At 67.3% G+C, this 25,860-nt stretch carries 21 protein-coding genes; 11 read left to right on the top strand and 10 right to left on the bottom strand.

Features of this window, described 5'->3' with window-relative positions; genetic code table 11:
- Positions 1–15 precede the first annotated feature (15 nt).
- From J8F10_RS36005 to J8F10_RS35995, 3 genes are all read left to right on the top strand, one after another.
- A complete protein-coding gene (locus J8F10_RS36005; protein ID WP_210662918.1) occupies positions 16–1,110 on the top strand; it encodes a hypothetical protein in 1,095 nt (364 codons plus the stop codon).
- Positions 1,111–1,130: 20 nt separating this feature from the next.
- Positions 1,131–2,435, top strand: coding sequence for an outer membrane protein assembly factor BamB family protein (locus J8F10_RS36000; RefSeq protein WP_210662916.1), 1,305 nt, complete (start codon positions 1,131–1,133; stop codon positions 2,433–2,435).
- A gap of 93 nt (positions 2,436–2,528) precedes the next feature.
- The gene (locus J8F10_RS35995) at positions 2,529–3,224 is read left to right on the top strand and encodes a pirin family protein (RefSeq protein ID WP_210662914.1); all 696 of its coding nucleotides are present in this window, start codon (positions 2,529–2,531) and stop codon (positions 3,222–3,224) included.
- Positions 3,225–3,599: 375 nt separating this feature from the next.
- On the opposite strand, the gene J8F10_RS35990 is transcribed toward J8F10_RS35995, so the two are convergent.
- The 4 genes from J8F10_RS35990 to J8F10_RS35975 all read right to left on the bottom strand — a co-directional run bounded on the left by J8F10_RS35990 (position 3,600) and on the right by J8F10_RS35975 (position 7,968).
- The gene (locus tag J8F10_RS35990) at positions 3,600–4,709 is read right to left on the bottom strand and encodes a lactonase family protein (RefSeq protein WP_210662911.1); all 1,110 of its coding nucleotides are present in this window, start codon (positions 4,707–4,709) and stop codon (positions 3,600–3,602) included.
- 187 nt (positions 4,710–4,896) lie between these two features.
- Positions 4,897–6,057: an AI-2E family transporter gene (locus J8F10_RS35985; RefSeq protein WP_210662909.1), complete on the bottom strand. Its 1,161-nt coding sequence runs from the start codon at positions 6,055–6,057 to the stop codon at positions 4,897–4,899.
- Between the two features lie 133 nt (positions 6,058–6,190).
- Complete coding sequence (locus tag J8F10_RS35980) at positions 6,191–6,514, bottom strand: hypothetical protein (RefSeq protein WP_210662907.1); 324 nt, start codon at positions 6,512–6,514, stop codon at positions 6,191–6,193.
- A gap of 500 nt (positions 6,515–7,014) precedes the next feature.
- A complete protein-coding gene (locus J8F10_RS35975; RefSeq protein ID WP_210662905.1) occupies positions 7,015–7,968 on the bottom strand; it encodes an alpha/beta hydrolase in 954 nt (317 codons plus the stop codon).
- 215 nt (positions 7,969–8,183) lie between these two features.
- Here J8F10_RS35975 and J8F10_RS35970 point away from each other — a divergent pair, with 215 nt between their 5' ends.
- The 5 genes from J8F10_RS35970 to J8F10_RS35950 all read left to right on the top strand — a co-directional run bounded on the left by J8F10_RS35970 (position 8,184) and on the right by J8F10_RS35950 (position 14,455).
- A complete protein-coding gene (locus J8F10_RS35970) occupies positions 8,184–8,987 on the top strand; it encodes a hypothetical protein (RefSeq protein ID WP_210662903.1) in 804 nt (267 codons plus the stop codon).
- 429 nt (positions 8,988–9,416) lie between these two features.
- On the top strand, positions 9,417–10,334 hold the full coding sequence (locus J8F10_RS35965) for a DUF1559 family PulG-like putative transporter (protein WP_210662900.1): 918 nt from the start codon (positions 9,417–9,419) through the stop codon (positions 10,332–10,334).
- A 15-nt stretch (positions 10,335–10,349) separates the two neighbouring features.
- A complete protein-coding gene (locus tag J8F10_RS35960) occupies positions 10,350–10,805 on the top strand; it encodes a hypothetical protein (RefSeq protein WP_210662898.1) in 456 nt (151 codons plus the stop codon).
- On the top strand, positions 10,802–13,918 hold the full coding sequence (locus tag J8F10_RS35955; protein ID WP_210662897.1) for an ATP-binding protein: 3,117 nt from the start codon (positions 10,802–10,804) through the stop codon (positions 13,916–13,918). Before J8F10_RS35960 ends, J8F10_RS35955 begins: the two co-directional genes overlap by 4 nt.
- Before the next feature lie 57 nt (positions 13,919–13,975).
- Complete coding sequence (locus J8F10_RS35950) at positions 13,976–14,455, top strand: putative molybdenum carrier protein (protein WP_210662895.1); 480 nt, start codon at positions 13,976–13,978, stop codon at positions 14,453–14,455.
- Between the two features lie 99 nt (positions 14,456–14,554).
- Here J8F10_RS35950 and J8F10_RS35945 read toward each other — a convergent pair whose 3' ends face one another.
- A complete protein-coding gene (locus J8F10_RS35945; protein WP_210662893.1) occupies positions 14,555–15,967 on the bottom strand; it encodes a hypothetical protein in 1,413 nt (470 codons plus the stop codon).
- Positions 15,968–16,240: 273 nt separating this feature from the next.
- Between J8F10_RS35945 and J8F10_RS35940 the strand changes: the two genes are divergently transcribed.
- The 3 genes from J8F10_RS35940 (at position 16,241) to J8F10_RS35930 (ending at position 19,912) form a co-directional block, all read left to right on the top strand.
- Positions 16,241–17,497 carry a S1 family peptidase gene (locus J8F10_RS35940; RefSeq protein WP_210662890.1) on the top strand — a complete coding sequence of 419 codons (1,257 nt, stop codon included), beginning with the start codon at positions 16,241–16,243 and terminating at the stop codon, positions 17,495–17,497.
- The gene (locus J8F10_RS35935) at positions 17,494–17,871 is read left to right on the top strand and encodes a hypothetical protein (RefSeq protein WP_210662888.1); all 378 of its coding nucleotides are present in this window, start codon (positions 17,494–17,496) and stop codon (positions 17,869–17,871) included. Before J8F10_RS35940 ends, J8F10_RS35935 begins: the two co-directional genes overlap by 4 nt.
- A 232-nt stretch (positions 17,872–18,103) precedes the next feature.
- Entirely contained in the window at positions 18,104–19,912 is a 1,809-nt protein-coding gene (locus J8F10_RS35930) for a sigma-70 family RNA polymerase sigma factor (protein ID WP_210662886.1), read from the top strand.
- Positions 19,913–20,178: 266 nt separating this feature from the next.
- Here the strand turns inward: J8F10_RS35930 and J8F10_RS35925 are convergent, their stop codons facing one another.
- The 5 genes from J8F10_RS35925 to J8F10_RS35905 all read right to left on the bottom strand — a co-directional run bounded on the left by J8F10_RS35925 (position 20,179) and on the right by J8F10_RS35905 (position 25,647).
- Positions 20,179–21,876, bottom strand: a complete 1,698-nt coding sequence (locus tag J8F10_RS35925; RefSeq protein ID WP_210662884.1) for a M2 family metallopeptidase — start codon at positions 21,874–21,876, stop codon at positions 20,179–20,181.
- A gap of 8 nt (positions 21,877–21,884) precedes the next feature.
- A complete protein-coding gene (locus J8F10_RS35920) occupies positions 21,885–22,097 on the bottom strand; it encodes a hypothetical protein (RefSeq protein ID WP_210662882.1) in 213 nt (70 codons plus the stop codon).
- 5 nt (positions 22,098–22,102) lie between these two features.
- Positions 22,103–23,032: a UbiA family prenyltransferase gene (locus J8F10_RS35915; RefSeq protein ID WP_210662879.1), complete on the bottom strand. Its 930-nt coding sequence runs from the start codon at positions 23,030–23,032 to the stop codon at positions 22,103–22,105.
- A complete protein-coding gene (locus J8F10_RS35910) occupies positions 23,029–24,399 on the bottom strand; it encodes a DUF58 domain-containing protein (protein WP_210662877.1) in 1,371 nt (456 codons plus the stop codon). Before J8F10_RS35910 ends, J8F10_RS35915 begins: the two co-directional genes overlap by 4 nt.
- A 267-nt stretch (positions 24,400–24,666) precedes the next feature.
- A complete protein-coding gene (locus J8F10_RS35905; protein WP_210662875.1) occupies positions 24,667–25,647 on the bottom strand; it encodes an AAA family ATPase in 981 nt (326 codons plus the stop codon).
- Positions 25,648–25,860 lie beyond the last annotated feature (213 nt).

The following is a 25,860-nucleotide window of genomic DNA, read 5'->3' as shown; positions in this document are numbered from 1 at the left end:
CCCAGGGAGACGACGATGAGCGTTGCTGAACCGACCGCGCAGTTGGCCCCGGCCCCCGCTCCGGTCCCGCGAGTGGCCCGACGCCCGATGCGCAAACGGGCCATGCACTTGGTGCGCCGGGGGCACCTGTATTTCGGGCTGTTCCTGCTGCCTTGGGTGATCCTGTACGGGGCCACCGGGTTCCTATTCAACCACCCCACGGCGTTCAGCGACGCGCCATTCGTCTCGTTCGGCGCGAGTGAGACGAACGGCACGCCGATGGAATCACTGCCCGCCCCGAGCGCGATCGCCGAACAGGTGGTCCAGGCGCTCAACGAGCGGGCAAAAGAGGGCAAACCGTACACGCTCGTGGAACCGGAGAAGGCGAAGTACACCCGCGACTTCGCGTTCGCCACGGTGAAAGTCGACGACCGGGAAGTGAGCGTACTCTTCGACGTGGTCAACTCCGGCGGTACCGTGCGCTCGCGGCCGGCCCCGGCCGTAACGAAGGTCGAAGAGAAGGCGCCCTTTGCGGTTACTGGGGCGAAGGGCGGCGCACCTAAAGGCGGCGCTCCCAAGGGTGGCGGGCGAGGAGAACGGGGCGCCCCGAAGGGGGCGGAGAAGACCGATGCCCCCACGCTCGCGGGGGCCACGACCGGACCGCTCGTGCTCCCGGAGCCGATGCACGAGCGCGTGAAGGCGGCCGTGCCCGTCGTTCTGGAACGTACCGGTTTTCAAGGCGGTGAAGTTAAGGTGAGCAGCGTACCGGATCTCAGCTTCCTGATGTCCGATGGCACAAAAACCTGGCGCGTGACCTACAACGCAATGGACGGCACCGTGGGCGGCGCGTCGACCGATTCGGCCACTCCGCCCGACGAACTCTCGACGCGCCGGTTCCTCACTCGCTTGCACCTCACGCACGGGTTCCCGGGGGGCCAGAACGCGAAGTGGTTCTGGGCGGTCATCGTCGATGCGATGGCCTTCGTTATGGTGTTCTGGGGCGTGTCCGGTATCTTCATGTGGTGGCAGCTCAAGGCGACGCGCCGGATCGGGGGCGTGGTTCTGCTGTTCAGTGTCGCGGTCGCCGCCGTACTCGGACTCGGAATGCACGACCTCCTTTCACCCCGCTAACGAAGCTCCCCGAGGAAACAATGCGAACGATTCTCGCGCTCCTGGTTTTAACGGCCGCGGGTACACCGGCGCCCGCGGCCGATGCGTGGCCGAGCTTCCGCGGCACGGGCGACGGTGCGGCTAAAGGTGATTACCCGACCAAGTGGTCGCCGAAGGACGGCGTCGCGTGGAAGATCGACCTGCCGGGGTACGGGCAGTCGTCACCGGTGGTGTGGGACGGAACCGTGTACCTCACCGCGGTGGAGGGCGCGCAGCGCGAAAAGGGTTTCGTCGTCGCCATTGACGCGAAGACCGGCAAGGAGAAGTGGCGCCACACGTTCGAGCCGACGCAGAAGGCGAAGTGGGGTTTCACCATTAGCCGCGCGGCCCCGACCCCGTGTGTCGACGCGGACGGCCTGTACTGCTTCTTCGAGGGCGGCAACCTGATCGCCCTTACGCACGCCGGCAAGGTGCGCTGGGAGCGGTCGCTGTCGAAGGAATATGGCGAGTTCCAGGGCGGTCACGGAGTCGGTAGCTCGCCGGCCCAGACTGCCGACGCACTCTACGTCCTGATCGACCACCGCGGGCCGTCGTACTTGCTCGCGGTCGATAAAGCGACCGGCAAGAACAAGTGGAAGACGGAACGCGAGCAGAAGGGCGCGTGGACCTCGCCCGTGATCGCCACGCGCGCCGGCAAGGAAGAAGTGATCGCTAGCAGCGCCGGTACCGTAATCGGCTACGCCGCCGATACGGGCAAGGAGTTGTGGAAGCTCGACAACGTAATCGGGAACACGCTCCCGTCGGCGTCGGTGGTCGGGGACCGCGTGCTGTTCGGTGGTGGTACCAGTCGCTCCAAGGACGACCCGCCCGCGGGTGCGAAGGGGAACGGGTGCCTGAAACTCGTCGCGAAGGACGGCAAGCCCGGGTTCGAGACCGCGTGGACCGCGAAGGTGGGGATCTCCAACTACGCCACCCCGCTCGGCTACGAGGGCGTCGCGTACTTCGTGAACCAGGTGGGCGTGGTGTACGGGCACGATCTCGCGAGCGGTAAGGAGTTGTTCTCCGAGCGCATCGACAGCGCGTGCTGGGCGTCGCCATTGGGCGCGGGCAAACACGTCTACTTCTTCGGCAAGGACGGCACAACCAGCGTGCTCAAGGCGGGCCAGGAGTTCGAGCTGGTTTCGTCGAACAAACTGTGGGAACCGAAGGCGAAGCCCGCCGCGGGCGCCCCGGACAAGAAGGACGCCCCGGCCGAGTACCTGGACCCCATTGTGTACGGGGTCGCGGCGGTCGACGGCGCGTTCTTCGTCCGCACCGGCACGCAGTTGTTCCGCGTCGGCAAGTAGCCCCTCCAGCCCCTCCGCCTGAAAGCTCTGACCCGCGGACCGGTATCTAGTGGTGTCACCGATGGACACGCGGTGGCACCACTGGACGTACCAATGCTCACCATTCGCAAGGGCACCGATCGCGGCGTAACGAAGTACGGCGGCTGGCTCGACAGCCGGCACACCTTCTCGTTCGGCGACTACCAGGACCGGATGCACCACCAGTTCCGCGCGCTGCGGGTCATTAACGACGACCGCGTCGCGCCGGGCGGCGGGTTCCCCACGCACCCGCACCGGGACATGGAGATCCTCACCTGCGTGCTCACCGGGGCGCTGGAACACGCCGACAGCATGGGCAACGGCGAGGTGATCCGGGCCGGCGAGTGGCAGGCGATGACGGCCGGCACGGGGATCACGCACAGCGAGTTCAACCCGTCCGACGAGGCGCCGGTTCACCTGCTGCAGATCTGGCTGCTCCCCGACAAGCGCGGGCACACGCCGGGCTACCAGCAGAAGGTGTTCACCGACGCGGACAAGGGCGGGAAGTGGGCGCTGATCGCGTCGCCCGCCGGGGAGAACGGGTCACTCGTCATCCACCAGGACGTGCGAGTGTACCAGACGAAGCTCGCGACGGGCGACACCGTCCGCCACGAACTGCGATCCGGGCGCGCCGCGTTCCTGCACGTGGCCACCGGCGCCGCGACCGTGAACGGCACGAAGCTCGTAGCCGGTGACGCGGTCGCAGTGGAAGACGAGACGGAACTGACCGTGACCGGCGACGGCGAAGTGCTGCTGTTCGATCTGGCGTAGAATTGGTCGAATCAATGCGCCGCGGATGAACGCAGATAACACGGATCAGATACGAAACCGTGTTTTAAGCCCCGGATGGGGCGACCGATCGTAGCCAGGGGTGAAGCGCTAGCGCAACCCCTGGCGGGCTTCCACGAACACCGACGAACGAATGCAAAGATGAGCCGGCCCCGTGAGGGGCGACAGCGCCTCGGATTGGCTGTCGCCCCTCACGGGGCCGGCTCATCTTGTGCTGGTCTACCAGGGGTTGCGCTGCGCTTCACCCCTGGCTACACTCGGTCGCCCCATCCGGGGCTACACAAACAACACACCCGTCCTTGAGCCTCCAGCCCGTGCGACGCACAACACCGCAATCGGCCTCAAAAGGACGCGCACTCACTTCACAACGGGCACGAACTTCACGCAGACGCACTTGTTCAGCTTCACTGTGGTGCCGGTCTCCTTGGCGCCGCCGGTCTTCGCATCAAGTTCCCACACGCCCACTTTCCCGCCGTCCTGACTGGCAATCAGCATCCACTTGCCCGACGGGTCGATGTTGAAGTTGCGCGGGATCTGGATGTCCCCCGTGATATGCCCGGCCGCGGTCAGCTTGTGGTCCTCGTTCACCTTGAACACCGCGATGCTGTTGTGCCCGCGGTTCGAGACGTACACGAACTTGCCGTCCGGCGAGAGGATGCACTCGGCGGTGGAGTTGCCCGGTGTCGGTTTCGGCAGCGTCGAGAGCGACTGCACCACCTTGCCCTCCTTGACCACGTTCACGGTCGAATCGAGTTCCCCGCACACGTAGGCGAAGGGGGAACCGGACACGAGGGCGATGTGGCGCGGGCCGCTCCCGGCGGGCGTAACGATGTCTTCCTTTTCGAGCTCGATCAGCCCCTTCGCCGGGTCGATCTGGAACGCCTTGACGCGGTCCAGACCGAGGTCCACCGTGACGAGATGGCCGCCAACGAACGCACAGCAGTGCGCGTGCGGTTCGCCCTGGCGCCCCTTGTCGACGCTGCTCCCCTTGTGCTGCACGAACCCGATCCGCTTGCCGAGTTTGCCGTCCTCACCCACCGCGAACACGCAGGTGCTCCCGCCGCCGTAGTTCGCGACCGCGGCGTAATCCCCGTTCGGGCTGACGACGACGTGGCACGGGCCGCTCCCGCCGCTCTTGTCCTCGTTCAGCTTCTTGAGCGCCCCGGTCCCGGTGTCGATTGCGAATGCGACGACCGGTCCGCCGTCCTTCCCGCCGCCCTCACCGACCGCGTAGAGGAACTTCTTGTTGGGGTGGATCGTCACGAAGGACGGGCTGCCCATTTCGGCCGCGAGTTCCGGCTCGGTCAGTTTGCCGGTCGCGTCGTTGAACCGGGACCGGTAGATGCCCTTGCTGTCCTTTTCACCTTTGCCCGTGTACACGCCGAAGTACACCCAGTGGTCGGCGGCCGACGCCACGGACCCGACCGCGAGGAACGCGGCCACGAGTGCGATGCGCGCGAGTGACATGGAGAGTCTCCTTGAGCCAGCGAGAAACCAGTTCCCCGACCGGGGAAGCGGGTTGATGATAATGGCCCGAGGTGCGATCGGGTACCGAAAACCGCGTACTCCACCTCATCGAAGTGGAGTACGCGGCTTTCGGTACCCGATCGCGATGGCGAAGATTGGCCGAGCCCGTTATCCGCGCTATCGGTGGTCATCCGCGGCCGATTTCCGGCTTCCCAGCTTCACCGGTTGCGGGAAGTTCGGTGCTCGTGGCGCGGGCGTGCCACACTTCCAAAAGCGCGACCGTTACCGCAAGGATCGCGGGGCCGAGGATCACGCCCGATGCGCCGAATAAGGCCAATCCGCCGAGGAACGCGATCAGCGCGGGGACCTCGTGCAGGTGCATCCGCTGGCCCGCCACCCGGACGTACACGAAGTTGTCCACCACGACCCAGGACGCGACCCCGAACGCCACCATCGCCACCGCGCCGCCCCAGTTCCCGCTCAGGGCGAGGTACGCTGCGGCCGGCATCCACACGATGTACGTGCCGAGGATCGGGACGAAACTGAGGACGAACGTCACCACGCCCCAGGTGACCGGAGCCGGTAACCCGACGGCACAGAACATCAGCCCGGTACCGATCCCATCAATGGCACTGGTGACGAGCGTGGCGTACAGGTTCGCGAAGACCGAATCGTTCGCGCCGTCGAAGAGGCGCTCCGCCTCCGGCTTGCGTAGCGGGAGAAGCCTGCGCACGGCCGCCAGCAGCTCGGTCCGATCGCGGAGCGCGTAGAAGAGAATGAACAGCGCGATCACGGCTTGAAACACTGCCATCAGAGATCCCTCTGCCAGTGCCAACCCGTTGCCCAGAGACGCGCGCACGATCCGTTGGGCTTCCGCATTCAGATCGATCTCCGCACGGTCCACCCACTCCAGAACGCCACTCATCCCGGGCACGGCCGCGACTCGGGCGCTCAGCGTTCCCTTCGCTTGGTCCTCGCGCACCTGGTCGGCCGCGGACGCGGCTTCGCGCGCGACCTGATTGGCGACGAAGACGCTCGGCAAGACGATAGCGGCCGTTACCACCACGGACGTGAGGAGCGCGGCCCCGGTGCGGTGGGCAAAGAGCCGCTTCCGAACCCAGGTGTGCAGCGGCCACGCGAGAACGGCCAGGGCGATCCCCCAGGTGATCGCGGGCAGGAGCGGGAGCGCCAGGACCACGCACAGCGCAACGAGAGCGACGGTGATCGCGGCCAGCGCGAACGGGCGGAACCGTTCCCCGGTGGCGAGCGGCCCTTCTTCGTGCGCGATGGGCGGGGCGGGATCGGGAAGACGTGTGGGAGGTGTTTCGGGCAGCCCGTTGCGGATCATGAATTCTCCTCGCATCGATTCGATGCAGACGGGGAGAATCAACGCAAATCGGGTGCCGCTCAGCGCGGCCACGGCCCCCAAAAACACGAGGCCCGGCCAATTGGCCGGGCCTCGCGTGGGAGCACAGAAAGAGTTAGTTCTTCCCGCCGCGGCCCTTCCAGGTCGCTTCGGTCAGTTCTTCCTTCTCGGTCTTGATGTCGAGCTTCACGCCGCCCTTGCCGCCCTTACCGGAGGCGCGCTTCTCGAAGTCTTCGTACTTGGCTTCCTTCGAGTTGCCGTCCTTGTCGGTCACGCTGAACTTGGCCTTGTCGGAGATCTTGTAGGTCTTCTCCTTGTCGCCTTCCTTGACCGTGATTTCCTTCTTGTCCTTATCGAACTTCACGACGGTCACTTCGACCGCGACCACGAGGCCGGCCATCGCGAACAGTGCGACGAGAGCCAACAGCATCTTACGCATGCAAGAACTCCGAGGGGGGTGTGAAACCGTTCCGGCGCGAGTCGCCGGGTGCGGCAGCGATTGGGCTTACCCTTCCGGGGCAATCGTAAGTATCCCAACACCGGACCGCAAGCAGCGGCCCGGCAATTCATAAGTTTCTCATCGACTTTCGCCTGTTCTCGCTGCGATTTTCGGCCCGCGCGGGCGTTGGCCGCCCGCAGTGACGTCACCGCGTAACTCGCTTTGCAGTTTCGCCGGGTGTGCCCTGTGAGCGGATCATCGGTCGCCGTTGAAGCGAACCGGGAAAACCAGTGGTTCGTGATCGACGTCGTCGCTGTGGCACCCGTGTGCGAATAGCGGGAGCGCGAGTGCCGCTGTGAGGAGCGCGAAGAGGGCGTAGCGCACAAGGGTGCGAGGGAAGTTTGGTGCTTGGGTGAAGTTTCGGTTATGTGCGCGTCGCCCGCGCTCCAAACCCGAGACACGAGCCACCAGAGACGAAACGCCAAACTCGGAGCGGGTCTTCACTTCTTGTCCTTCCCCTTCAGGTGGGTGTCGAGGAACGCGAGTGCGGTGTTGACGCTCTTCGTGAACGCGCGCCCGTTCCACCCGTGGCCCTCGGCGAACACGGTGACGAGCTCGGACGTCGCGCCGGCGTCCTGGAGTTTCTTGTGAAGCGTCTCCGAATGGACCACCGGCACGACGAGGTCGAACGTCCCGTGAAACATCAGGACCGGGGGCGCGGTCTTCGAGACGTAAGTGATCGGGGACGCCTTCTTGAAAACTTCTTTGTCGGTCTTCGCGCTCTTCCCGAACACCGGTACGAGGTACGCATCCCGGATCGACTCGGTGTTGTACAGCGACAGGTCCGTGGGGCCGAAGAAGTCCACCACGCACTGCACGCGCGAACTCTGTTCGGTGTTCCCGCCCGCGTCCCAGCCGTCTACCTTGTCCGCGAGCCCGAGCAAGAGCGCGAGGTGCCCGCCGGCCGAGAACCCGGCCGCGGCGAACTTGTCCGGGTCGATGCGGTAGGTCTTCGCGCCGGCGCGCAGGAACCGCACCGCGGCGCGCGCGTCCTGAATTTGGGCCGGGAACTGGTGCTTGGGCGCGAGCCGGTAGCCGACCGATGCGACCACGTACCCGCGCGCCGCGACCTCTTCGATCAGGCTCGGGCCGACCGTCCCGTCCTTACCCTTGTCGCCGACCGACAGGTCTTTCCGGCTCCCGCCGACCCACGCGCCGCCGTGCAGGAGCACGATGCACGGGTACGGCCCGCCCTCTTTGGGGGCCGAGACGTCGAGGTACAGGCGCTCCTTCTCGATGGTGTCGTACACCACGTTTTTCTCGGTGGTCACGGCCCGCGGCGCGGGGACCGACTTCGGCAGGGGAGGAGAGGGGACAACGGGCGGCTGGTCCGTGCCGGGTGCGGTCGCCAGCACCAGTAGCCCGACCGCAACTGCGAGAACGGGTCGCGTCATGGGGTCCTCCGCGTCGGTTCGAGTGCGACAATATTCTACGCGCCCGCTTCGCGATTCCGACGCGACATTAGAAACTGGCGTCCGGGTTCGGTGTAAGCTAGAATCTCAAAACCGGCGGGCCCGGCCCGCACAATGAGTACGACGCCATGTTCTGAGACGCGATAGATCGTCCCGGCGTGGCGCCGAATTACCCGTCGCCCGGCTCGATTCGCGCCATGAATTTGATCGTGAACTGCCCCGGTTGTGGGTTCCGCGGCCGTCTCCCCGACGGCCTGGGCGACCTGCAGACCGTGATCTGCCCGAGTTGCCAGACCGTTGTGTCGCTCGACGAGATCCGGGACCGCCCGGCCCCGTCCCCGGTTCAGGACGACTCGTTCCCGATCTGGGTCGACAGCGGCGCGGCCGCGCCTCCGGAACCCGGCGCCACGGTCCCGCCCCCGGCCCCGGTCGCCCCGCCCCCGCGCGAAGAGCCGATTTACACCGGCGACTATATGGCAGCGGAGGCCGAGCACTTCTCACAGTACGTCGCGGCCCGGCTCACCGAGCTCCACCAACGGCGCCACGAACTGACCGAAGCGGAGTCGCGCTTCGAGGTGGTGACGATGCAGCGCAAGCAGGAACTGCACCGGCAGCAAGGCGCGCTCGCCCGGGCCGCCGACGAACTCGCCCGCCGCGAAGCGGAAGTGGCCACGAAAGAGGCCGCGTTCCTCACGCGCGAAGCGGAGCAGGCGGCGCGCGAAGCAGAGCAGACGGCGCGCGAGGGGCGCGCGAGCCGGTCCGAGGCCCGCGCCGCGGATATTGACCGGCGCACGGCGGAACTGCGCGCGACCATCGACCAAATCGAATCGCGGCGGGCGGCGCTGGCCGAAGAGCGGATCGAACTGGACCGCCGGGCGGCCGAACTCGACCGGGCCGAACTCGCGATGCACCGGCGCACCGCCGAACTCGACGAGATGGACGAGCGCCTGCGCCTCGAGCAAGAGGAGTGGGAGCAGGCCCACGACCGCACGCCGAAGTAACTGGCGCTCTTGCCCACCTGTGAGCAACGACGAGGTGCTAGTGGAGCCCGAGAGCGCCGCCCCTCGGTGCGACTGTTCAAGAACACCGCGTTGAACTGGTGCTCGAATATTACGTGCCCGCAAGAACTCCCGTCCGTAGAACCCCTAACGAGCTTACGATCGAACCATCCACGAGAGTGATTTTCGTGCGATATTGAAATAATACCCGAAAAGTACCGCGCGGGCGCCTTGTGAACCACCTCATCGCGACCTAGATTCGCACAGTCCCCGTTTGCCACCGGAACCTCTAACGAACCACCACGGGGTGGGGCGTCGCCCGCTCTCCGCACTGACGAAAATAAATACGTTGTTCGCCAGATCGTCGGGCTTCAGAGCCGAGCACTTCCATTACACCGGCACCGGGTCGCGCCCAACTTCGGAGCCACGATCGTGAATCGAACGCCCCGCCCCCAATTCCCGCGCGCCGCGCGCCGGGGCTTCACGCTGATCGAGTTGCTCGTCGTCACCGCCATCATCGCGGTCCTGATCGGGCTGCTCCTCCCGGCCGTTCAGAAGGTTCGAGCCGCTGCCGCGCGGATCAAGTGCGGGAACCACCTGAAACAGATCGGCCTGGGCTCCCAGATGGCGCACGATACCCACCGGGCGCTGCCGCCGGGGTTGGGGTACTGGCCCGCGGACAGCAACTACGGTACGTACCACTTTCACCTGCTGCCGTTCATCGAAGAAGAGGCCCTGTACGAGCGGTCCTACGCCCTCGGGTGCCACTTCGCGGCCAACAACCAGGTCTATTCGCAACCGGTCAAGACGTACCTGTGCCCCTCGGACCCGAGCGTGCCCGCCGACGGGCGCGCCAGCGACCTGGCCGGGAACTTCTGGGGCGTCGCGAGCTACGCGGTGAACGTGCAGGTGGTGGCGCGGGTCAGCCCCGAGGGGCGGATCAACGCGCCCGACAACCGGGCGCTGCTCCTCGCGACGTTCCCGGACGGGGCGTCGAACACGATCCTGATGGCCGAAAAGTACGCGCAGTGCTTCAACGGGAGCTACCCGGCCGGGGGCAACTTGTGGGCCTACTACTTCACCGGTTCGGGGCTCCAGCCGTACCACCCGGGGTTCGGGGTCTCGTGGAACGGGTACAGCTACGGCCCGGCGTCGAAGTTCGTCGCCCAACCGCAGCCGTACAACGGCGGGTGCGACCCGACGATGGCCTCGTCGCCGCACCCGGGCGGCATCCAGACCGCGTTCGCGGACGGGAGCGTGCGGTTCCTCTCGTCCGGAATCACCCCTTACACTTGGTGGTACCTGTGTACCCCCGCCGGCGGCGAGGTCATCGCCCCCGATTCGTACTGACCCCGGAGGCCTCTCGTGCGCCGCCCCGTTCGTTCGTTCGTTGTCCCGTGGGGGGCCGTCGCCCTCGGGTGCCTGCTGGCGGCCGGGTGCGGGGCTAAAACCGCGACCGTTACCGGACACGTGACCTACAAGGGCAAACCGGTCACCGGCGGGTCGGTGGTCTTCTACTGCGCCGACAAGCAGATCGTCCGCGGGCTGATCGGGACCGACGGGAAGTACACGATCCCGAACGTCCCCACCGGAACCGGGACCGCGGTCGTCACGGTCCAGTCGCACATGAAGGTGCCCGAGGGGTTCCGCATGAAGCAACAGTTGCCGCCCTCGACCGGCGGCCCGGTCCCCCCGGCCGCCGACCCCACCGACGCCCCCAAGGTCGCGCTGCCGCCGCGGTACGCGCTGCCCGAAGAATCCGGACTCGCCGTGGTCGTCGACCGCGATCACGTGACCTATGACATCGATCTGAAACAATGATCAGTGAACGCGCAGCCACCGCCGCGAACGCGCCGACCGCGGGAACCGGGGAGCGGGACACGCCCCCCGAATCGCGCGCCTGGCGGTGCGCTCTCACCGCCGGCGGGTGGCTCCTCAGCGCCCTCGGTGCCCTGGGCCTGTTCGCCTGGGCACTGGGGGAGCAAGACTACCTCCAGATCGAACCGGGCCGGCCCCCGCTGCACTACAACGGCACGCTCGGGTTCGTGTTGTGGGGCGCGGGGTACCTGGCCCTGGTGCGGGGCCGGAACCGGGTCGCGCGCGGGTGCGCGGGCGGGCTGTTCCTGATCGGGGCGCTCGTGCTCCTCGCGTCCGTTCCGGGCGCGGGCCTCCCCCTCGACCGCTGGGCGTTCACCCCGTCGCGGTACGCGGTCCCGGCCGGACCGGGCGGGTCGGCCCCGAGCACCGGGGCCGGGTTCTGCCTCGCCGCGCTCGCGATCGGTCTCGGTACGCTGCGCGGGCGGGCGCTGCTCCAGGCGATCGGTGGCACCCTGATCGGCGCGGTACTGGTACTCGGCGCACCGGCCCTTCTGGTAACGGTCCGCGCGGGCGGGTTCGTGGTCCTCCCGTCGGGGCCGTCGGTACTGGGGATCGTCGGGGTCTGGGTCGGCGGGCTGGCGCTGCTCGCCTCCGGCGTCCGCAGGGGCACCCCGGCGGTCGTGCTCGGGCACGCGGTCCCGCTCGCGTTCGGGGGCGCCGGGGCCGCGCTCACCGTCGCGCTGTGGCTGGTCCTCGACGCGGAGCAGGACGAGCGCATGCACCGCCAGGTCCAGTTCGAGACCGCGCACATCCAGCGCCTCGTGATGGAGCGCGTCCCGACGGAAATGACCCTGCTCGTCGAACTGGCCGAGCGCTGGCCCGACGCGCCCGCGGACGGGCCGGTCCCGGAGCCGATGAAGTTGGACGCGGGCAACTACCTGGGGCAGATCCCCGGGTGCCTCGGGGTCGCGTGCCTCGACGCCCAGCGCCGGCTCGTCTGGATCGAGTCGGGCGCGCCGCACCCGGCGACGTTCGCGGACCTGGGCGGGGGCGAGGCGCTGGCCGGGGCCGTGGCGACCGGGCAGTTCGCGCTGGTCCGGCCCCCGCGCTCGTGCTGGCGCGGCCAGCGCGTGATGCTCCTGTTCGCGCCCGGCCGGGCGAAGGGGGCGGGCGGCGGGATGGTGAGCGCGATCTCCGTGCAGCAGTTCTACGCCAACGTCCTCAACGCCAATGCCGCGGCCGGCTACGGGGTGACCATCTCCGAGGGCGACGAGGAGGTCTTCACCCGCTACGGCGCGCAGCCGGGGGCCGGGGGCCGGTGGAGCCAGAGCCTCCCGATCACCTTCCGCGGGCGCGAGTGGCGCCTCACGGTGTGGCCCACGCCGGACGCGCTCGCCCGGGAGAACCTGGCGCTGCCCAAACTGGCGCTCCTGGTCGGGCTCCTCACGACCGGGCTCCTGGCGCTGGCCGCGCACCTCGCGCAAACGGCCCGGCGCCGCACGTTCGCGCTGGAGAACGAGGTGCGCGAGCGCCAGCTCGCGGAGCGCGCGATGCGCCAGAGCGAGGAGAAGTACCGGACCCTGATCGAGAACCTGGGCCAGGGGATCTTCCTCCAGGACCACGAGCACCGCTACGTCGCGGCCAACGCACAGTTCTGTAAGAGCGTCGGGCGCGCGGAGGCCGAAGTCATCGGGGCCACCGAACTCGACTTGTACGACCCCGACCCCGCGCGCGCGCACACCGAAGAGGTGCGGACCGTGCTCGCCGACGGCCGGAGCGTCGAGAGCGAGTCCGAGGTGCTCGTGGGCGAGCGCCGGACGTGCGTGCGCCGCGTCCTGACCCCGGTCCGCGACGCGACCGGGCGCACCACCGGCGTGCTCGGCATCTGCTGGGACGTGACCGAGCAGCGCAAGCTCGAGGCCCACGTCCACCAGGCCAGCAAGATGGACGCGATCGGCCAGTTGGCCGGCGGGATCGCGCACGACTTCAACAACCTGCTCACGGTCATCCTCGGTAACCTCGAGATGATGCTCGCGGACCTCGCGCCCGGGCACCCGGACCACGGGCTGGTGGTCTCCGCCCAGAGCGCCGCGGTGCGGGCCGCGGCCCTGACCCAGCGGCTCCTCGGGTTCTCGCGCCGGCACCAACTGGACTGGCGCCCCACCAACCTCAACGGGATCATCACCGAGGTCGTCGCGCTGCTCCAGCGCACCATCGACCCGCTCACCCGGATCGAGACGCACCTGGGGGCCGACCTGTGGGCGGTGCAGGCGGACCCGACGCAGCTCAACCAGGTGCTGATGAACCTGTGCATCAACGCCCGCGACGCGATCGGCGGCGCCGGGCGGATCGCCATCGAAACGTCGTGCGCCGCGGTCGCCGACGGGCCGGCCGCGAAGCGCGGCGACTTCGTGCGCCTGCGGGTGACCGACACCGGCGCCGGGATGGCTCCGGAGGTGAAGGCCCGCATCTACGAGCCGTTCTTCACCACCAAGGACGTGGGCAAGGGGACCGGGCTCGGGCTCGCGATGGTGTTCGCGATCGTGCGCCAGCACAAGGGCTGGATCGACTGCCATTCCGAAGTGGGCACGGGGACGCGGTTCGACATTTACCTCCCGCGGGGCGAGGCGGTGAAGGCGCACGCCCCCCCCGCGACCCCGGCCCCCTCGAACCGGGCCGGCAAGGAAACGGTGCTCGTCGTGGACGACGAGGAACTCATTCGCAAACTCGCCGTTATGACCCTCCAGAGCCGCGGGTACTGCGTGCTCCAGGCGGCCGACGGCCGGGAGGCGGTCGAACTGTACGCGAAGGAGCGGGACCGAATCGACCTCGTGCTGCTCGACCTGACCATGCCCGTACTTTCCGGGCACGAGGCGTTCCGGCAGCTCCTCGGGATGAACCCGCGCGTGAAAGTGCTCTTCGCCAGCGGGTACGCGGTCGAGCAGCTCTCCGACCTGGAAAAGGAGCGGATGGCCGGGTTCGTGAAGAAGCCGTACCGCCCGAACGAACTGGTCCTGGCCGTGGAGGACGCGCTCCCGCGGCGCGGCGGGTCGCGGCCGGACACGGCGCCGACCGAACCGGACGTGTGCGCTCAACCCGTCGGCGCCGTGGCCTGACCGCCCCGCGCATCGCCGAGCTGATAAGATGCGAGGGGGCGCGACCGCGGAGGGGGCATGAAACTGGAGCGCGTGATTTCCGGCGGGCAGACCGGGGCGGATCGCGCCGGTTTGGTGGCGGCGCGGGCCGCCGGGATCGCGACCGGGGGGTGGATGCCGAAGGGGTTTCGCGCGCTGGACGGCGCGCGCCCGGAGTTCGCCGGTCTCTACGGTGTGCGCGAGCACGCGAGCGACCGGTACCCGCCTCGCACGGCACTCAACGTGAAGGAATCGGACGCCACGCTCCGGTTCGCGACCGACTGGGATTCGCCCGGCGAAAAACTCACCCGAGAATTGTGCGAGCGCTACGGGCGCCCGCACTTCGCGGTCGCCCCGGATGCTTCGATCGCGCCTGCGGACGTGGTCGATTGGCTCGCGCGAAACAACGTCCGCGTGCTGAACGTGGCCGGGAACTCCGAGCGCACTGCGCCCGGCATCGAAGCGTTCGTGACCGCATTTCTCGCCGAAGTTTTCCGGCTGCTTCGCGCCCCGGACTGAGTGCCCGTTCGAGAACCAACCGGGCGCGGTGGCACCGGGCCGCTTCCGCGCTGCACCTCTGTGCGAACGCGGGACCGGCCCGGCGCCACCGCGCGTCGCTCAGTCCCGCTTCGGGATCGGCATCGCGATGATATCGTCGAACAGCGCGGGGGCGTTCATCGCCGGGCGCGACCCGTGCTGGTCCTCGGTCACCTTCACCGTCATCGCAACGAGTACCCGCTTGACGGCGACCAGGGCGGGGTCGTCCGGCCCGTCGAACTGACCGACCGTAACGAGGCTCGCGCTGCGGGTGTGTAACACGAACGCTTCGAGGTTGAGCGGCTGCCCGCCGCGCCCGTCGACCCCGGCCGGCCCCTTCATGGAGCGCAGCGCCTTCGCCATCGATTCGGCCTGCTCCGCCCCGGCCGCGAGCACGTCCGTGCCCTTGCTGAACCCCATTTTCCGCATCACGCTCGGGTCGGAGTTCTTGTTCACGATCTCCACCGGCGAGGTGAACGACTTCACCGCGAGCGTCCACCCCTTCGTCGCCTTCAGCAGGTTGTACGGCTGCCCCTCGTTGAGTTTCACGATGAACGGGTCGAGCTTTCTCGGCCCCTGCGGGCCGGCGGCCCGCGGAACCGACGGGTTGGGTACTACGAACGCCGTCGCGTAGGGGTTGATGGCCGCGGACTCGGCCACCTGTTTGCCCTCAACGGTACTCAGGATCAGCCCCTTATCGAGCAGCACTTCGTTTTTCGGGGTCGGCCACGTCTTCAGTTTCACGAGCGCCTTCAGTGCGTCCGCTTCGGTCTGGAACCCGCCGACCAGCACGCCGATCTGGTCGCGGTGGTTGTGCGTCATGATGTGGAGCTTGTTGTCCGGGGCCAGGAACTCCATGTTTTGGACCTGGCTCTTCTGCTGAAAGACCTTGAGCTGTTCGGCGTAGATCGCGGCCTTCTGTCGGGCGGCCGCGATCTGCCGCATCTCGGCCTTCCGCTCTTCCGAAACGTACTCGAACAGCCACGCCCCCACCTTGTACTGCTCGCGGATTTCGCCGGCCAAGCCCTCGGCGAGTTCGCGCGCGCTCAGCCCCTTGTCTTCGACCGCGTCCTTCGAGCCCTTCGCGGGCCGCACGTAGCTCTTCACCATGATGAAGAACGCCCCGTGCTCCGGCTTGATGCGCCACTCGTGATTGGGCTCGAGCGCGGTCTTGATTTCCAGGTTCGTCGGGAGCGGCTCCGGGCGCGGGATCGTGTTGTACGTGGCCGGTTGGACCCCGCTCGTCGGGGGCACGTAGGCACCGCCGGCCGGGACCACGGGTGCGGGCGCGAACGGGCTGCGGCCGGGTTGCGGGGCGGCGCTCCCGGGTCCGACCGGCGATAGACCGGGCGGAAGGGTCGCGGGCTGCGCCCTGGGTGCAGCGGCCGGTAACCCCGCCGGTGCCCCGACGGGGCGCTCCGACGCGAACTGCGCCGTCCCCGCGCTCCCCGTGAACAACGCCAGACCGACCCCCAACAGCGCCTTCTTGCGCATGGACTTCCCCCGTGCGTGTGGACCGGTGCGAACTGTTTTGCGTTTGTGTGTGGGGAAATACCGTTGCGCCGCGGCGGACGCCAGAGGAAAACCGCCGAAATCTCTCAAGTATTGGGGTACGGCAACGAATGCAGTACACCCGCTCCGTGCCGGTCACGGGCTGGCCGGACACTTCCCGACACACCGCGGCGACCACGGGGCGGGGGACAGTTCCACCAACCCGGCAAGGTGCGTAGAATTGGGAACGCTCCCTTACCGCTCGCGAGGTCGCCAATGCGCCGAACCCTATGCGCTCTGTTGCTGCTCACGCTGTTCGCGCCGACCGCGCTGGGCCAGCCGAAGACCGAACCCGCGCCGCAAACGGTGGACGCGGGCTCGTCGGTGTACCAGAAAGTGGTGCGCTCGACGGTGTGGGTCCACTCCGATCGGGGCGGCGGTAAGCTCGCGACCGGTACCGGGTCGCTCGTGGATAAGGGGCGGCGGCTCGTCCTCACCAACTACCACGTGGTGGGCGACGTGAAGGCCGCGACCGTGTACTTCCCGGAATTCGAGGGGCGCGAGGGGAAGAAGACGATCTCGGAGCGGAAGTATTACACCGACCGGGCCGGTAAGCTCGGTATTACGGGCGAGGTGCTCGAACTGGACAAGCAGGCCGATCTCGCGCTGATCCGCATCGACCGCGTTCCGGACGGGGCAACGGAGCTGCCGCTCGCGCCCGAGAGCCCGGACCCGGGTCAGTCGGTCCACTCCATCGGCAACCCGGGCAAGAGTGGCGCGCTGTGGGTGTACACGCCGGGCAAGGTGCGCCAGGTGTACAGCAAGAAGTGGAAGGTGAAGCTCGACGAGCGGACCACGGTGTCCTTCGAGGCAAAGGTGATCGAGACCGATTCGCCCACCAATCCGGGCGACAGCGGCGGACCGCTCGTGAACGATAAGGGCGAACTGGTCGGGGTCACGCAGGGCGGTGCGCTCGATGCGCAATCGATCAGCATCTTCGTCGATCTCTCCGAAGTGAAGCGGCTCGTGAACCGGCGCTCGGTTCAGTTGCTCCGCGCGGGCGCGGCCCCGGCCACTCAGCCCAAAGATCCGCCCAAAGCGCCACGCGAGAAGGCACTCGAGAGCAAGGACGACGGCAAGTTCTTCGGTGAGACCGCGTGGAAGCGAGTCGCGCCCACCGCGGAGAAGTTGCTCAAGGAGAAGAACACCGATTTCGTCGTCGAGACGTTCATGACCCCGCCGAAGGGCGACGCGGACAAAATCGCCGCGCTGAAACCGGCCGAGCGCGAGAAGTTCTTCAAGGAGATGGTGGACGCGCGGGCCAAGGAACTCAAACTGCACGGCGTGTACGTCCTGGTGAGCAAGAAGCCCGCAACCCTGTACATCGAAGTCTCGAAGGATCTCCCGGCCGACCTCGGACCCAAGCTCAAGTCCGCGCTGCTCGCGAGTTTCAAGGAGAACAAGTTCGATGAGGGCCTTGCGAAAGTGATCGACATGACCCTCGAAGCGAAGGGATTGGGGGAGAAAAAGTGACCGCGAGTGCCGGACCGCACGGGTTGATGCTGTGCGACGACCTGATTTTCTTCAGCCGCGTATCGGGCGCCGCACGCGCGGCCGGGTTGACCGTGCGCATGGTCCGCACGCAGACCGATCTTCTCGTCGCGGCTCGCTCTGCCGCGCCCGGTGGGATCATTCTGGACGTTCACAACCCGGGCCTCGATCTCCCGGGGCTGCTAGCGGAACTGAAAACGGTGTGCGAGGTCGTGCCGCGTGTGACCGCTTACGGGTCGCACGTCGAGGCGGATGTGCTGCGTGCCGCCCGACAAGCCGGGTGCGATCGCGTGCTCCCGCGGAGTCAGTTCGTGAAGGATTTGGAGGCGAAGATCGGGGCGTGGTTGGGCTCGTGAGGCGGATCGTAGCCCCACGAACTGGGATTGATGCAAGCGGGTGGCTCGATCGAGAGCCACCCGTCGCCATTTCTTTTGAGCGTTTGCCACGCCCCGTTCGCGGGGTTCTCATGACCGCGTCCCCACGGGCCTCCCCGGACGCAGCGGCACTTTCGTCTTTTCTCCGGATTTGCGCGACGCGCGGCCGCCCGGGGTGCAGATAACAGAGTGACCGATCTGAGGGCACCAGCGCATGTCGCTCCCCATCCTAACGAACTTCGTTCGCCGCCTCTCCGCCCGCGACGAGGCGGACGGGGATTTGGTGCGCCGGTACACGGCCGAGCGGAGCGAAGCGGCGTTCGAGGAGCTGGCGCGGCGGTACGGGCCGGCCGTGTTCGGGGTGTGCCGGCGGGCGCTCGGCGACCACCACCTGGCCGAGGACGCGTTCCAGGCGGTGTTCGTGGTGCTCGCCCGCAAGGCGCACACCGTCCGCCCGCCGGGGGCGGTCGGCGGGTGGCTGTTCGGGGTGGCCCGGAAGGCGGCGGCGGAGGCGGCAGCCATGCGGCGACGGAAGCACCGCGAATTGCTCCCCGGCTCGCTCCCGGACCGCTCGGCTCCGGGTGCCGAACCCGATGACACCGCCGCGGCGGTAGACGCCGAAGTCGCCGCGCTGCCGCCGGCCCTCCGCGCGGCGGTGCTGCTGTGCGAGATCGAGGGGCTACCGCGGGCCGAGGCCGCGGCACGGTTGGGGATCGCCGAGGGGACGCTCAGCAGCCGGCTGGCGAAGGCCCGGAAGGTGCTGGCCGAGCGGTTGCGGCGGCGCGGGCTGGCCCCGGCGGTCGGCGGGGTGGCGGCCGTCCCGGTCGCCCTGGCGGGGGCCGCGTCGGCCCGGGCCGACGGACGCGCGTCCGGGACGGTTCTGGAACTCGCGAACGGGGTACTGCGAACAATGCTTGCTTCGAACTTGCGTCTCGTGCCTGTGGCGGTTCTGGCTCTGACCGTCGCGGTGGTCGGGTGGGCGGGCGACTCCGACCTGCCGGCTGCGGCGCGGGTCGGGCCGCCCGCGGTCGCGGTACGGGCAGCCGCCCCGGTGCCGGCGCGGAAGGTCGAGTGGGTCGAGGAGTTCGCCCTGGAGCACACGTCCGCGGTGTCGGCGGTCGCGTTCGGGGAGAAGGCACTCGCGACCTTCGAAGTCGAGTGCGCCCAGCCCCGTGCGCGGGTGTGGAACGCGATCGACGGGAAGCCGTTACCGCTGGAAGTTCGGGGCGCGTGGTTCCCGAAATCCCCCGCCCGCGCACTGCGGTTTACCAAGGGCGACGAACACCTGCTCATGACCTTCCCGGAGACGTTCTTCGATCAGCCGTCCGGCGGAACGGTTCGGTACCGGCGGATCCCGGAAGCGTTGGTCGGTGACACCATGAGTGGATTCGACGCCGTAGCCTTCTCGGCTGACCTGACCACGTTCGTGAATCGGAAATTGCCGATGCCCAATCAGCCGGTCCGAAAGGATCAGCTCCACCTGCACGGGAATCCGTGGACCGACCAGAAGAACCACCTCAACCACCGGGCGGTGTTCGAGTACCCGGGCGGCGCCGCGGTGCTGCACGCCGACCTGTCCGCGGACGGGAAGCGGCTCGCGGTCGCGGGGGACGACGCGGCCGTCCGCGTGTTCGATGCGGCCACGCTGAAGGAGTTGCACGCGATCAAGTTGAAGAAGGAGGCGACCGTAACCGGGGTGCGACTGACCGACGACGGCGGGCGGTTGGCGGTGGTCGGCGCGGGTGGGTTCGCCCGGGTGTACGACTGCGCCGGGGCCGAGCTGTGCGCGCTGAAGGGCCACGACGGTACTGTCGTCGCGGTGGCGTTCTCATCCGACGGCAAGCGGGTGGCGACGGCGTGCGGCCGCGTGGTGCGGGTGTTCGACGCCACAGCTGGGAAGCCGAATGGCGAGGTCGCCGGGCACGCCGACAAGGTGACCGCGCTGGCGTTCGGGCCGGCCGGCCGGCGGCTGATCTCCGGGTCGGTGGACAAGACGGCGAAGGTGTGGAAGCTGAGCGACTGACGGCCCCCACTTCCGCCGGCGCCTGCCGCGTCGCCATCACCGGGGGCGAAGCGGATCACCGCGTCGCCCATCGCGACGGTCGAGGTGGACGTGCTGCGCGCCGACCGGCACGCGGGGTGCGATCGCGTGCTTCCGCGGAGCCAGTTCGTGAAGGATTTGGAGGCGAAGATCGGGGCGTGGTTGGGCTCGTGAGGCGGATCGTAGCCCCACGAACTGGGATTGATGCAAGCGGGTGGCTCGATCGAGAGCCACTCGCCGTCATTTCCTTACCCCTCGAAGTCCTTCGCGAACGCGGCCGGGCTCAGCTCCGCGCCGGTCGCGAACTTGGTCAGTTCCTTCCACGTCTTCGTGCGGCCCGGCTCGAACACCTTCTCCTTCATAAACGCGCCCACCTTCTTCTCGCCGATGTAGATGGTTGTCTTGGGGTCCGCGTTGAACACGGCTTTCGAGAGCGCGTGGTGGACCTGCGAGGCGAACAACTGGCCCATCATGTAGTTGTGGTAGTACACCGGGGCGCTGCAAATGTGGATCTTGCTCGCGTAGTCCGGGGCGTTGCGGTCCTTCGGCTTCTTCACCTGCTGGTACTGCTCCACCAGATCCCACCAGAGCTTGTTGAGGTTCTGCTTGGGGTCTTCGTACATGGCCTTCTCGAACCGCAGCATCACTTGGCACCACCGGCTGAAGATGAGCAGTTGGTTCCGCTGCACCTTCTTGGCGGCTTCATCGAACTCGGCCGGCGCTTCGACTTTCGCGCCCATCTTTTCGAGCCACGGGCGCGACTTGCTGAACCGCTCGAACTGCATCGCGACGCCCTCGGTCGTGAGGATGTGCGCTTCGGCCCGGAGCAGGTACGGCACCGTCTGGGGGATGTTCTTCGACGAGTACACCGAGTGCCCCAGTTCGTGGAGCATCGTGCCCATCCAGTATTCATTGGGCACGATGTTCGCGAGCACGCGCACGTCGCCCTCGCGGTCGATGTCGGTGCAGAAGGCGTGCGGCGACTTGCCCTTCTTCTCGTACAGGTCGCTCCGCGCGATCACGTCATCAATGGGGAGCCCGATGCCCGCGTAGAAGTCGCGGCACAGCTTGAGCAGATCGGCCTTCGTGTACGGCGCGTCGAGGTTCGCATCAAAGACCGCGGGGGATTCTTGAAAGAACGGATCGAAGTAGTGCCACGCTTGCAGGTCCGCGACCCCGACCTTGAGCTTCTTCGCGAGCCGCTCGTCGATTTCCGCCTTCGACTTCGTGAACGGCTCCTTCGTGAGCTTGTCGAGGTCGTCGAACAGCTTGATGAGTTCGGGGCCGTCCTGTTCGTTGAGCGTGAGTTGCAGCGCGTGGAAGTTCTTGAACCCGAGCTGCGTGGCGGCCTCGTTGCGGAGCTTCACCAGTTCGGCCAAGTCCGCTTCGACCGCGGCCCCGACGCCCTTGCTCGCTTCCCACACCTTCTGCCGCAGTGCCGAATCGGTGGACTCCTTGAGCGTGCTGCGCACCTTGCTGTCCGGGATCTCCTGCCCGTCCACTTTCGCGCGGAACACGTTGAACGCCTGTTCGACGGCGTTCGCCTTCGAGGTGATCTTCTTGAGCAGTTCCGGCGCGACCTGCTTTTCGAGGTACTGCAGGTACAGCAGTTGGATCTGGCGCGCGACCAGTGCGTCCTTGATGGCGCCCTTATCGGCCGCGGCTTTCAGCGCCTTCACGCGGTCGAACATCTTCTTGTCGGATAGCGCCGCGTCGATCTTGTTCTGCGCCTCTTCCTTCTTCTGGAAGTCCTCGTCCTTGCCGGTGGTGTTCGCGGTCCACCACGCGATCCCGCTCGCGACCTCCAGGGGCTGCAACTTCGTGACGTGGGCCTTGATAACGGCCGCGGCTTCGTCGTTGCCGTCCGCGCCCGAGAGCGCGTCGGGGATCAGTGTAGCGGCCACGGTAGCGCCTCCGGTGAGCAGGAACGTGCGACGGTCGTGCATGGTGGTGTTTAGGTTTGAGGTTGAGCGAAGAAGAACCGCAGATCACGCAGAGAACGCCGATCAAATACTGCGAGGCATTGGATCATGGTGCGGGCGAACGGCGCGGCGTCAACCCGCCGATGGTTTTCGGCCAGTGCCGGCGGGCTGACGCCGCGCCGTTCGCTGCTTTTTGCATTGATCTGCGTTCTCTGCGTGATCCGCGGTTCTTCTTCTTCCGGCATTTGACTCAAGTCGAGTAGACCCATTTTCCGAGCCAGAGCGCGGGGGGCAACAACAAAAGCACGAGCAACCCGGGCAAGCCGATGAACATCGTCGCGAGCACCGCGTCGAGAAACACGAGCCCGAGCACGCACCGCTTCACGGCCGCTTGCACGTTGCGCGAGCCCGGGTCGGCGATCGCACGCGAGATGGGCAGGCCCACCAGGAACCCGAACCCGACCAACAGGTACGGGAACGCGAACGTGCCCAAACTGCTCCCGAGTTTCACCCGGAGCAGCAGCGCGAGTAAGAGCGCCAGCCCGATGACACCGGCCGCGAGCGCGAGGTCGCGCTGCCGGCTCTTGCCCTCTTCGGTGCGGGCGAACCACGTCACGCCCACGATGTACACGCCCACGACGCCCGCGAGGTGGATGCGCTTTTCCATCTCGAGCACGTCATCGGGAACGAGCGACAGCGCGAACAGCACGTTCAGGAACCGGCACGCGGCCATCGCGATCGGGCCGAAGGGCGTGCGCTTCGCCCCACCGTCGTAAATGAGCACCGCCGCGATCAGGCCCAGTGCGAACACCAGCGGCTCGTGGGTCCATTCGGCTTGCGCCACGAACCCGGCTGTCCCAGCGAGTGCGATCCCGGCCGCGAACAGCAGCACGCCGAGCACGACCGCAGTTCCCCGACTCACGCGCCCCGACGGGAGCGGTCGGAACGCGCGATTCTTCTTGTCCTCGGCGAAATCGAAGAAGTCGTTCCAGACCATACCCGCGAGGTACAGGCACCCCGACGCGAGTGCGAGGATGAGGTACGCGCCCCAAAACTGGGCCGGCGCCGAAGGGAGCAGTGCCGCGCCCACGCACGCGCCGAGCGCGATATCGGCGAACGCGGTGAACACGTTCGGGATGCGGAGGAGCTGAGCAAAGGCGAGCAGTCGGTCGCGGTTCATGAAAGTGGTATATCGACCGTATACGCCGCCGGACTGTAGGCGGTCGTGTTCGCGCCGAGGTTGGCCAGTTCTTCCACGGTGTTCGCGTACCGGATGTCGCGAATCGTTTCGGCGAGCAGGCGCCCGTGCGCTTCGAGCTTGTGGTTCTCGTCGAGGCCGATGAGGATCACGCTCACCGCGAACCCCTGTCTGCGCAGCGTACCGAGGGCGATGGCCGTTTCGACCGGCACTCGTGGGAGTACGGCAATCACCGTCGCGTCGCGCGGCATGCGCGCGGCCATCTCGAGTGCGAGTTGCGCGAAGGTGAAGGCGTCCGTGAATTCGAGCCGCGCGAGTGCCTCGCGGATCTGCTGGAACTGATCGAACCCGCGCCGCGTGTCCACCACGACCGGTCGCATACGGTTGCTCTCGTCGTTCATCTCGAACCGGTCGCGGGCCTCGTCGCGTGTCGCGTGTCCCTCGACTTGGGCCTCGGGCGATTCCGCCGCGAGCGATTCTTCGCGAATGCGGTCGGCGGCGTCGCGCCCGTTGCTCGCGAACCCGACCTGCACGTTCAGTACGGACACCGCGTAGGCAATGCTCACGGCGGTGGTGACTGCGAGTTCCGAGCGGTGCGGTTCGCCGCGCTTGTGGTAGCCGTCCTGGTGGAAGTCCACGAGGATCGTTGCGCCGGCGAGCGTCGTGGGCTCGTAAATGCGGCAGTGGAGTTGGCCCGTGCGCGCCGTCACCTTCCAGTGAACGCGCTGGAGTGGGTCGCCCATGACGTATTGCCGCACGCCCGCGGTCCGCGTCGGGTCTTCAAAGAGCCGGTTCTGGAGTCGCACTTCCCCAATTGGCCGCTCCGACGCGAAGTTGTATTTGGGTAGGTCCACGACCTTGGGGTACACCATCACGTAAATCGGCTTCCCGATCACGCGGTGGCGCCGGTGCAGCCCGAACACGTCGCCCGTTTCGAGCAGTGTCGGCCCGAGCGGGTAGTACCCGCGCAGCGCGAACGTGACCTTGTACTTGATCGTCTTCGTTTGCTTTCCGCGAAGGGTCACGACGTGAACGCGCTTGCCTTTGACCGTGATGCGCGGGGTGCGCGCCTTCACCGCGAAGTCCGGCAGCAGATCCTCGACCAGCACCCACGCGATCGGAATCGCCCCGGTGTTCGTGAGCGTCACGGTGACTTCGGTCGTTTCGCCCACTTCGCGCGGGGCCGAATCGCACGCGCGCGTCGCGCTGAGGTCGCGCACCCATCTGCGCGCTAAATAACGCGACAGCAGGTACACGCCGAGCAGCACGTACCCCGCGAACGCGACCAACCCCGCCTGGAGCGCGATCGCGGCGCCGATGAGTGCGACGATTACGAGAAACCAACGCACGGGAGCCTTTCCTGGGACCGCGGGCGTCTCGCCCGCTCGGGCTGGGTACACGAACGTCACAAACGAATCACAGACCCGGGAAGGTGCGGGCGGGACGCTCCAAGGCCGTTGAATTCTCGCGGTTGCGTCACTCCACCCGCTCGTTAACACTCGCGGTTCGCCTGAGCCTTTTGGCGAACCGCGAGTGTTAACGAGCGGGTGGGTGCCCGTACCTGTTCACTTCCACACATTAAACAGCCCTGCGGGACGCCCGCGGTCCCAGGAAGGTCAATCGTCGAAGTAATCTTGCTGGGTCGCTTTCATCTTGTCGGTGATGGGTACCTTCGCGTCATCAACCAAGTCTTTTACTACGGCCGCTGCGGTCCGCTTGCGGAGCCGGCTTTCGGGCTTCAGGATCAGCCGGTGTGCGAGAACCGGCTGTGCCATGCGCTTCACATCGTCGGGGAGCGCGAAGTCGCGCCCGGTGACCGCGGCGAGTGCCTGGGCCGTGCGGAACAGCGCGATTGATGCACGCGGGCTACCACCCAGGAGCACGTCCTCGTTGTCGCGGCTCGCGTGGACCACTTCGAGGATGTACCGCTTCACCTTGTCGTCCACGTGAACGCCGCGAACCGCTTCCTGGCACGCGATCACGTCCTCGGCTGTCACGACCGTCTTCAGGTCGTCGATGGGGTGGCCCATTTGCAAGCGCGAGAGCATCTTGCCCTCTTCTTCCATGCTCGGGTAACCGAGACTCAGCCGAATCAGGAAGCGGTCGAGTTGGGCCTCCGGGAGCGGGAACGTGCCCTCCTGGTCCACCGGGTTCTGCGTCGCGATCACGAGGAACGGCGGCTTCAGCACGTAGGTCTGGCCGTCCACGCTCACCCGGCGCTCGCCCATCGCCTCGAGCAGCGCGGCCTGGGTGCGCGGGGTCGCGCGGTTGATTTCGTCGGCCAGGAGCGTTTGCGCGAACACCGGTCCGGCGCGGAACTCGAACTCGGCCGTTTTCTGGTTGAACACGCTCACGCCGGTCACGTCGGTGGGGAGCAGGTCCGGCGTACACTGGAGGCGCTTGAAGGTGCAGCCGACGCTCCGCGCGAGCGCCCGGGCCAGCATCGTCTTCGCGACGCCGGGCACGTCTTCGAGCAGAATGTGCCCCTCCGAGAAGTACGCCGCGACCGCGAGCGTGAGCTGCGGGCGCTTGCCGATGATGACCTTCTCGATGTTGGCAATGATGCGGTTGGCGATGCCCGCCACGTCGGTAGACATAAGGCTTTCCGAAATAGATGCGGGTCCGAGTGTTCAGCTTACGCCCAGAATCGAGCCACCCAACCCCCTTCCTCAAAAAGGGCGGGCACCCACGAAAGACGCCGCTCGCGGTAACTGATTCCGGTTTCGCGGCGCTGGGGGCGCACGATTTCTCGCGGGTCGGGTGGGCGCGGCCCGGGTTGTGCCCGGCGCGCGGGTAAACTGCAGCGAGAT

The sequence above is a fragment of the Gemmata palustris genome, from assembly GCF_017939745.1.
Taxonomy (GTDB): domain Bacteria; phylum Planctomycetota; class Planctomycetia; order Gemmatales; family Gemmataceae; genus Gemmata; species Gemmata palustris.
This window is presented reverse-complemented; position numbering and strand designations above follow the sequence as displayed.

What these genes read in the sequence shown, in the direction of transcription:
- J8F10_RS35975 (WP_210662905.1), bottom strand. Translation starts at nt 7,968, where the DNA reads ATGACGCGACCCGTTCTCGCAGTTGCGGTCGGGCTACTGGTGCTGGCG.
- J8F10_RS35985 (WP_210662909.1), bottom strand. Translation starts at nt 6,057, where the DNA reads ATGATCCGCAACGGGCTGCCCGAAACACCTCCCACACGTCTTCCCGAT.
- J8F10_RS36005 (WP_210662918.1), top strand. Translation starts at nt 16, where the DNA reads ATGAGCGTTGCTGAACCGACCGCGCAGTTGGCCCCGGCCCCCGCTCCG.
- J8F10_RS35955 (WP_210662897.1), top strand. Translation starts at nt 10,802, where the DNA reads ATGATCAGTGAACGCGCAGCCACCGCCGCGAACGCGCCGACCGCGGGA.
- J8F10_RS35970 (WP_210662903.1), top strand. Translation starts at nt 8,184, where the DNA reads ATGAATTTGATCGTGAACTGCCCCGGTTGTGGGTTCCGCGGCCGTCTC.
- J8F10_RS35925 (WP_210662884.1), bottom strand. Translation starts at nt 21,876, where the DNA reads ATGCACGACCGTCGCACGTTCCTGCTCACCGGAGGCGCTACCGTGGCC.
- J8F10_RS35940 (WP_210662890.1), top strand. Translation starts at nt 16,241, where the DNA reads ATGCGCCGAACCCTATGCGCTCTGTTGCTGCTCACGCTGTTCGCGCCG.
- J8F10_RS36000 (WP_210662916.1), top strand. Translation starts at nt 1,131, where the DNA reads ATGCGAACGATTCTCGCGCTCCTGGTTTTAACGGCCGCGGGTACACCG.
- J8F10_RS35920 (WP_210662882.1), bottom strand. Translation starts at nt 22,097, where the DNA reads ATGCCGGAAGAAGAAGAACCGCGGATCACGCAGAGAACGCAGATCAAT.
- J8F10_RS35980 (WP_210662907.1), bottom strand. Translation starts at nt 6,514, where the DNA reads ATGCGTAAGATGCTGTTGGCTCTCGTCGCACTGTTCGCGATGGCCGGC.
- J8F10_RS35950 (WP_210662895.1), top strand. Translation starts at nt 13,976, where the DNA reads ATGAAACTGGAGCGCGTGATTTCCGGCGGGCAGACCGGGGCGGATCGC.
- J8F10_RS35905 (WP_210662875.1), bottom strand. Translation starts at nt 25,647, where the DNA reads ATGTCTACCGACGTGGCGGGCATCGCCAACCGCATCATTGCCAACATC.
- J8F10_RS35995 (WP_210662914.1), top strand. Translation starts at nt 2,529, where the DNA reads ATGCTCACCATTCGCAAGGGCACCGATCGCGGCGTAACGAAGTACGGC.
- J8F10_RS35930 (WP_210662886.1), top strand. Translation starts at nt 18,104, where the DNA reads ATGTCGCTCCCCATCCTAACGAACTTCGTTCGCCGCCTCTCCGCCCGC.
- J8F10_RS35945 (WP_210662893.1), bottom strand. Translation starts at nt 15,967, where the DNA reads ATGCGCAAGAAGGCGCTGTTGGGGGTCGGTCTGGCGTTGTTCACGGGG.
- J8F10_RS35915 (WP_210662879.1), bottom strand. Translation starts at nt 23,032, where the DNA reads ATGAACCGCGACCGACTGCTCGCCTTTGCTCAGCTCCTCCGCATCCCG.
- J8F10_RS35990 (WP_210662911.1), bottom strand. Translation starts at nt 4,709, where the DNA reads ATGTCACTCGCGCGCATCGCACTCGTGGCCGCGTTCCTCGCGGTCGGG.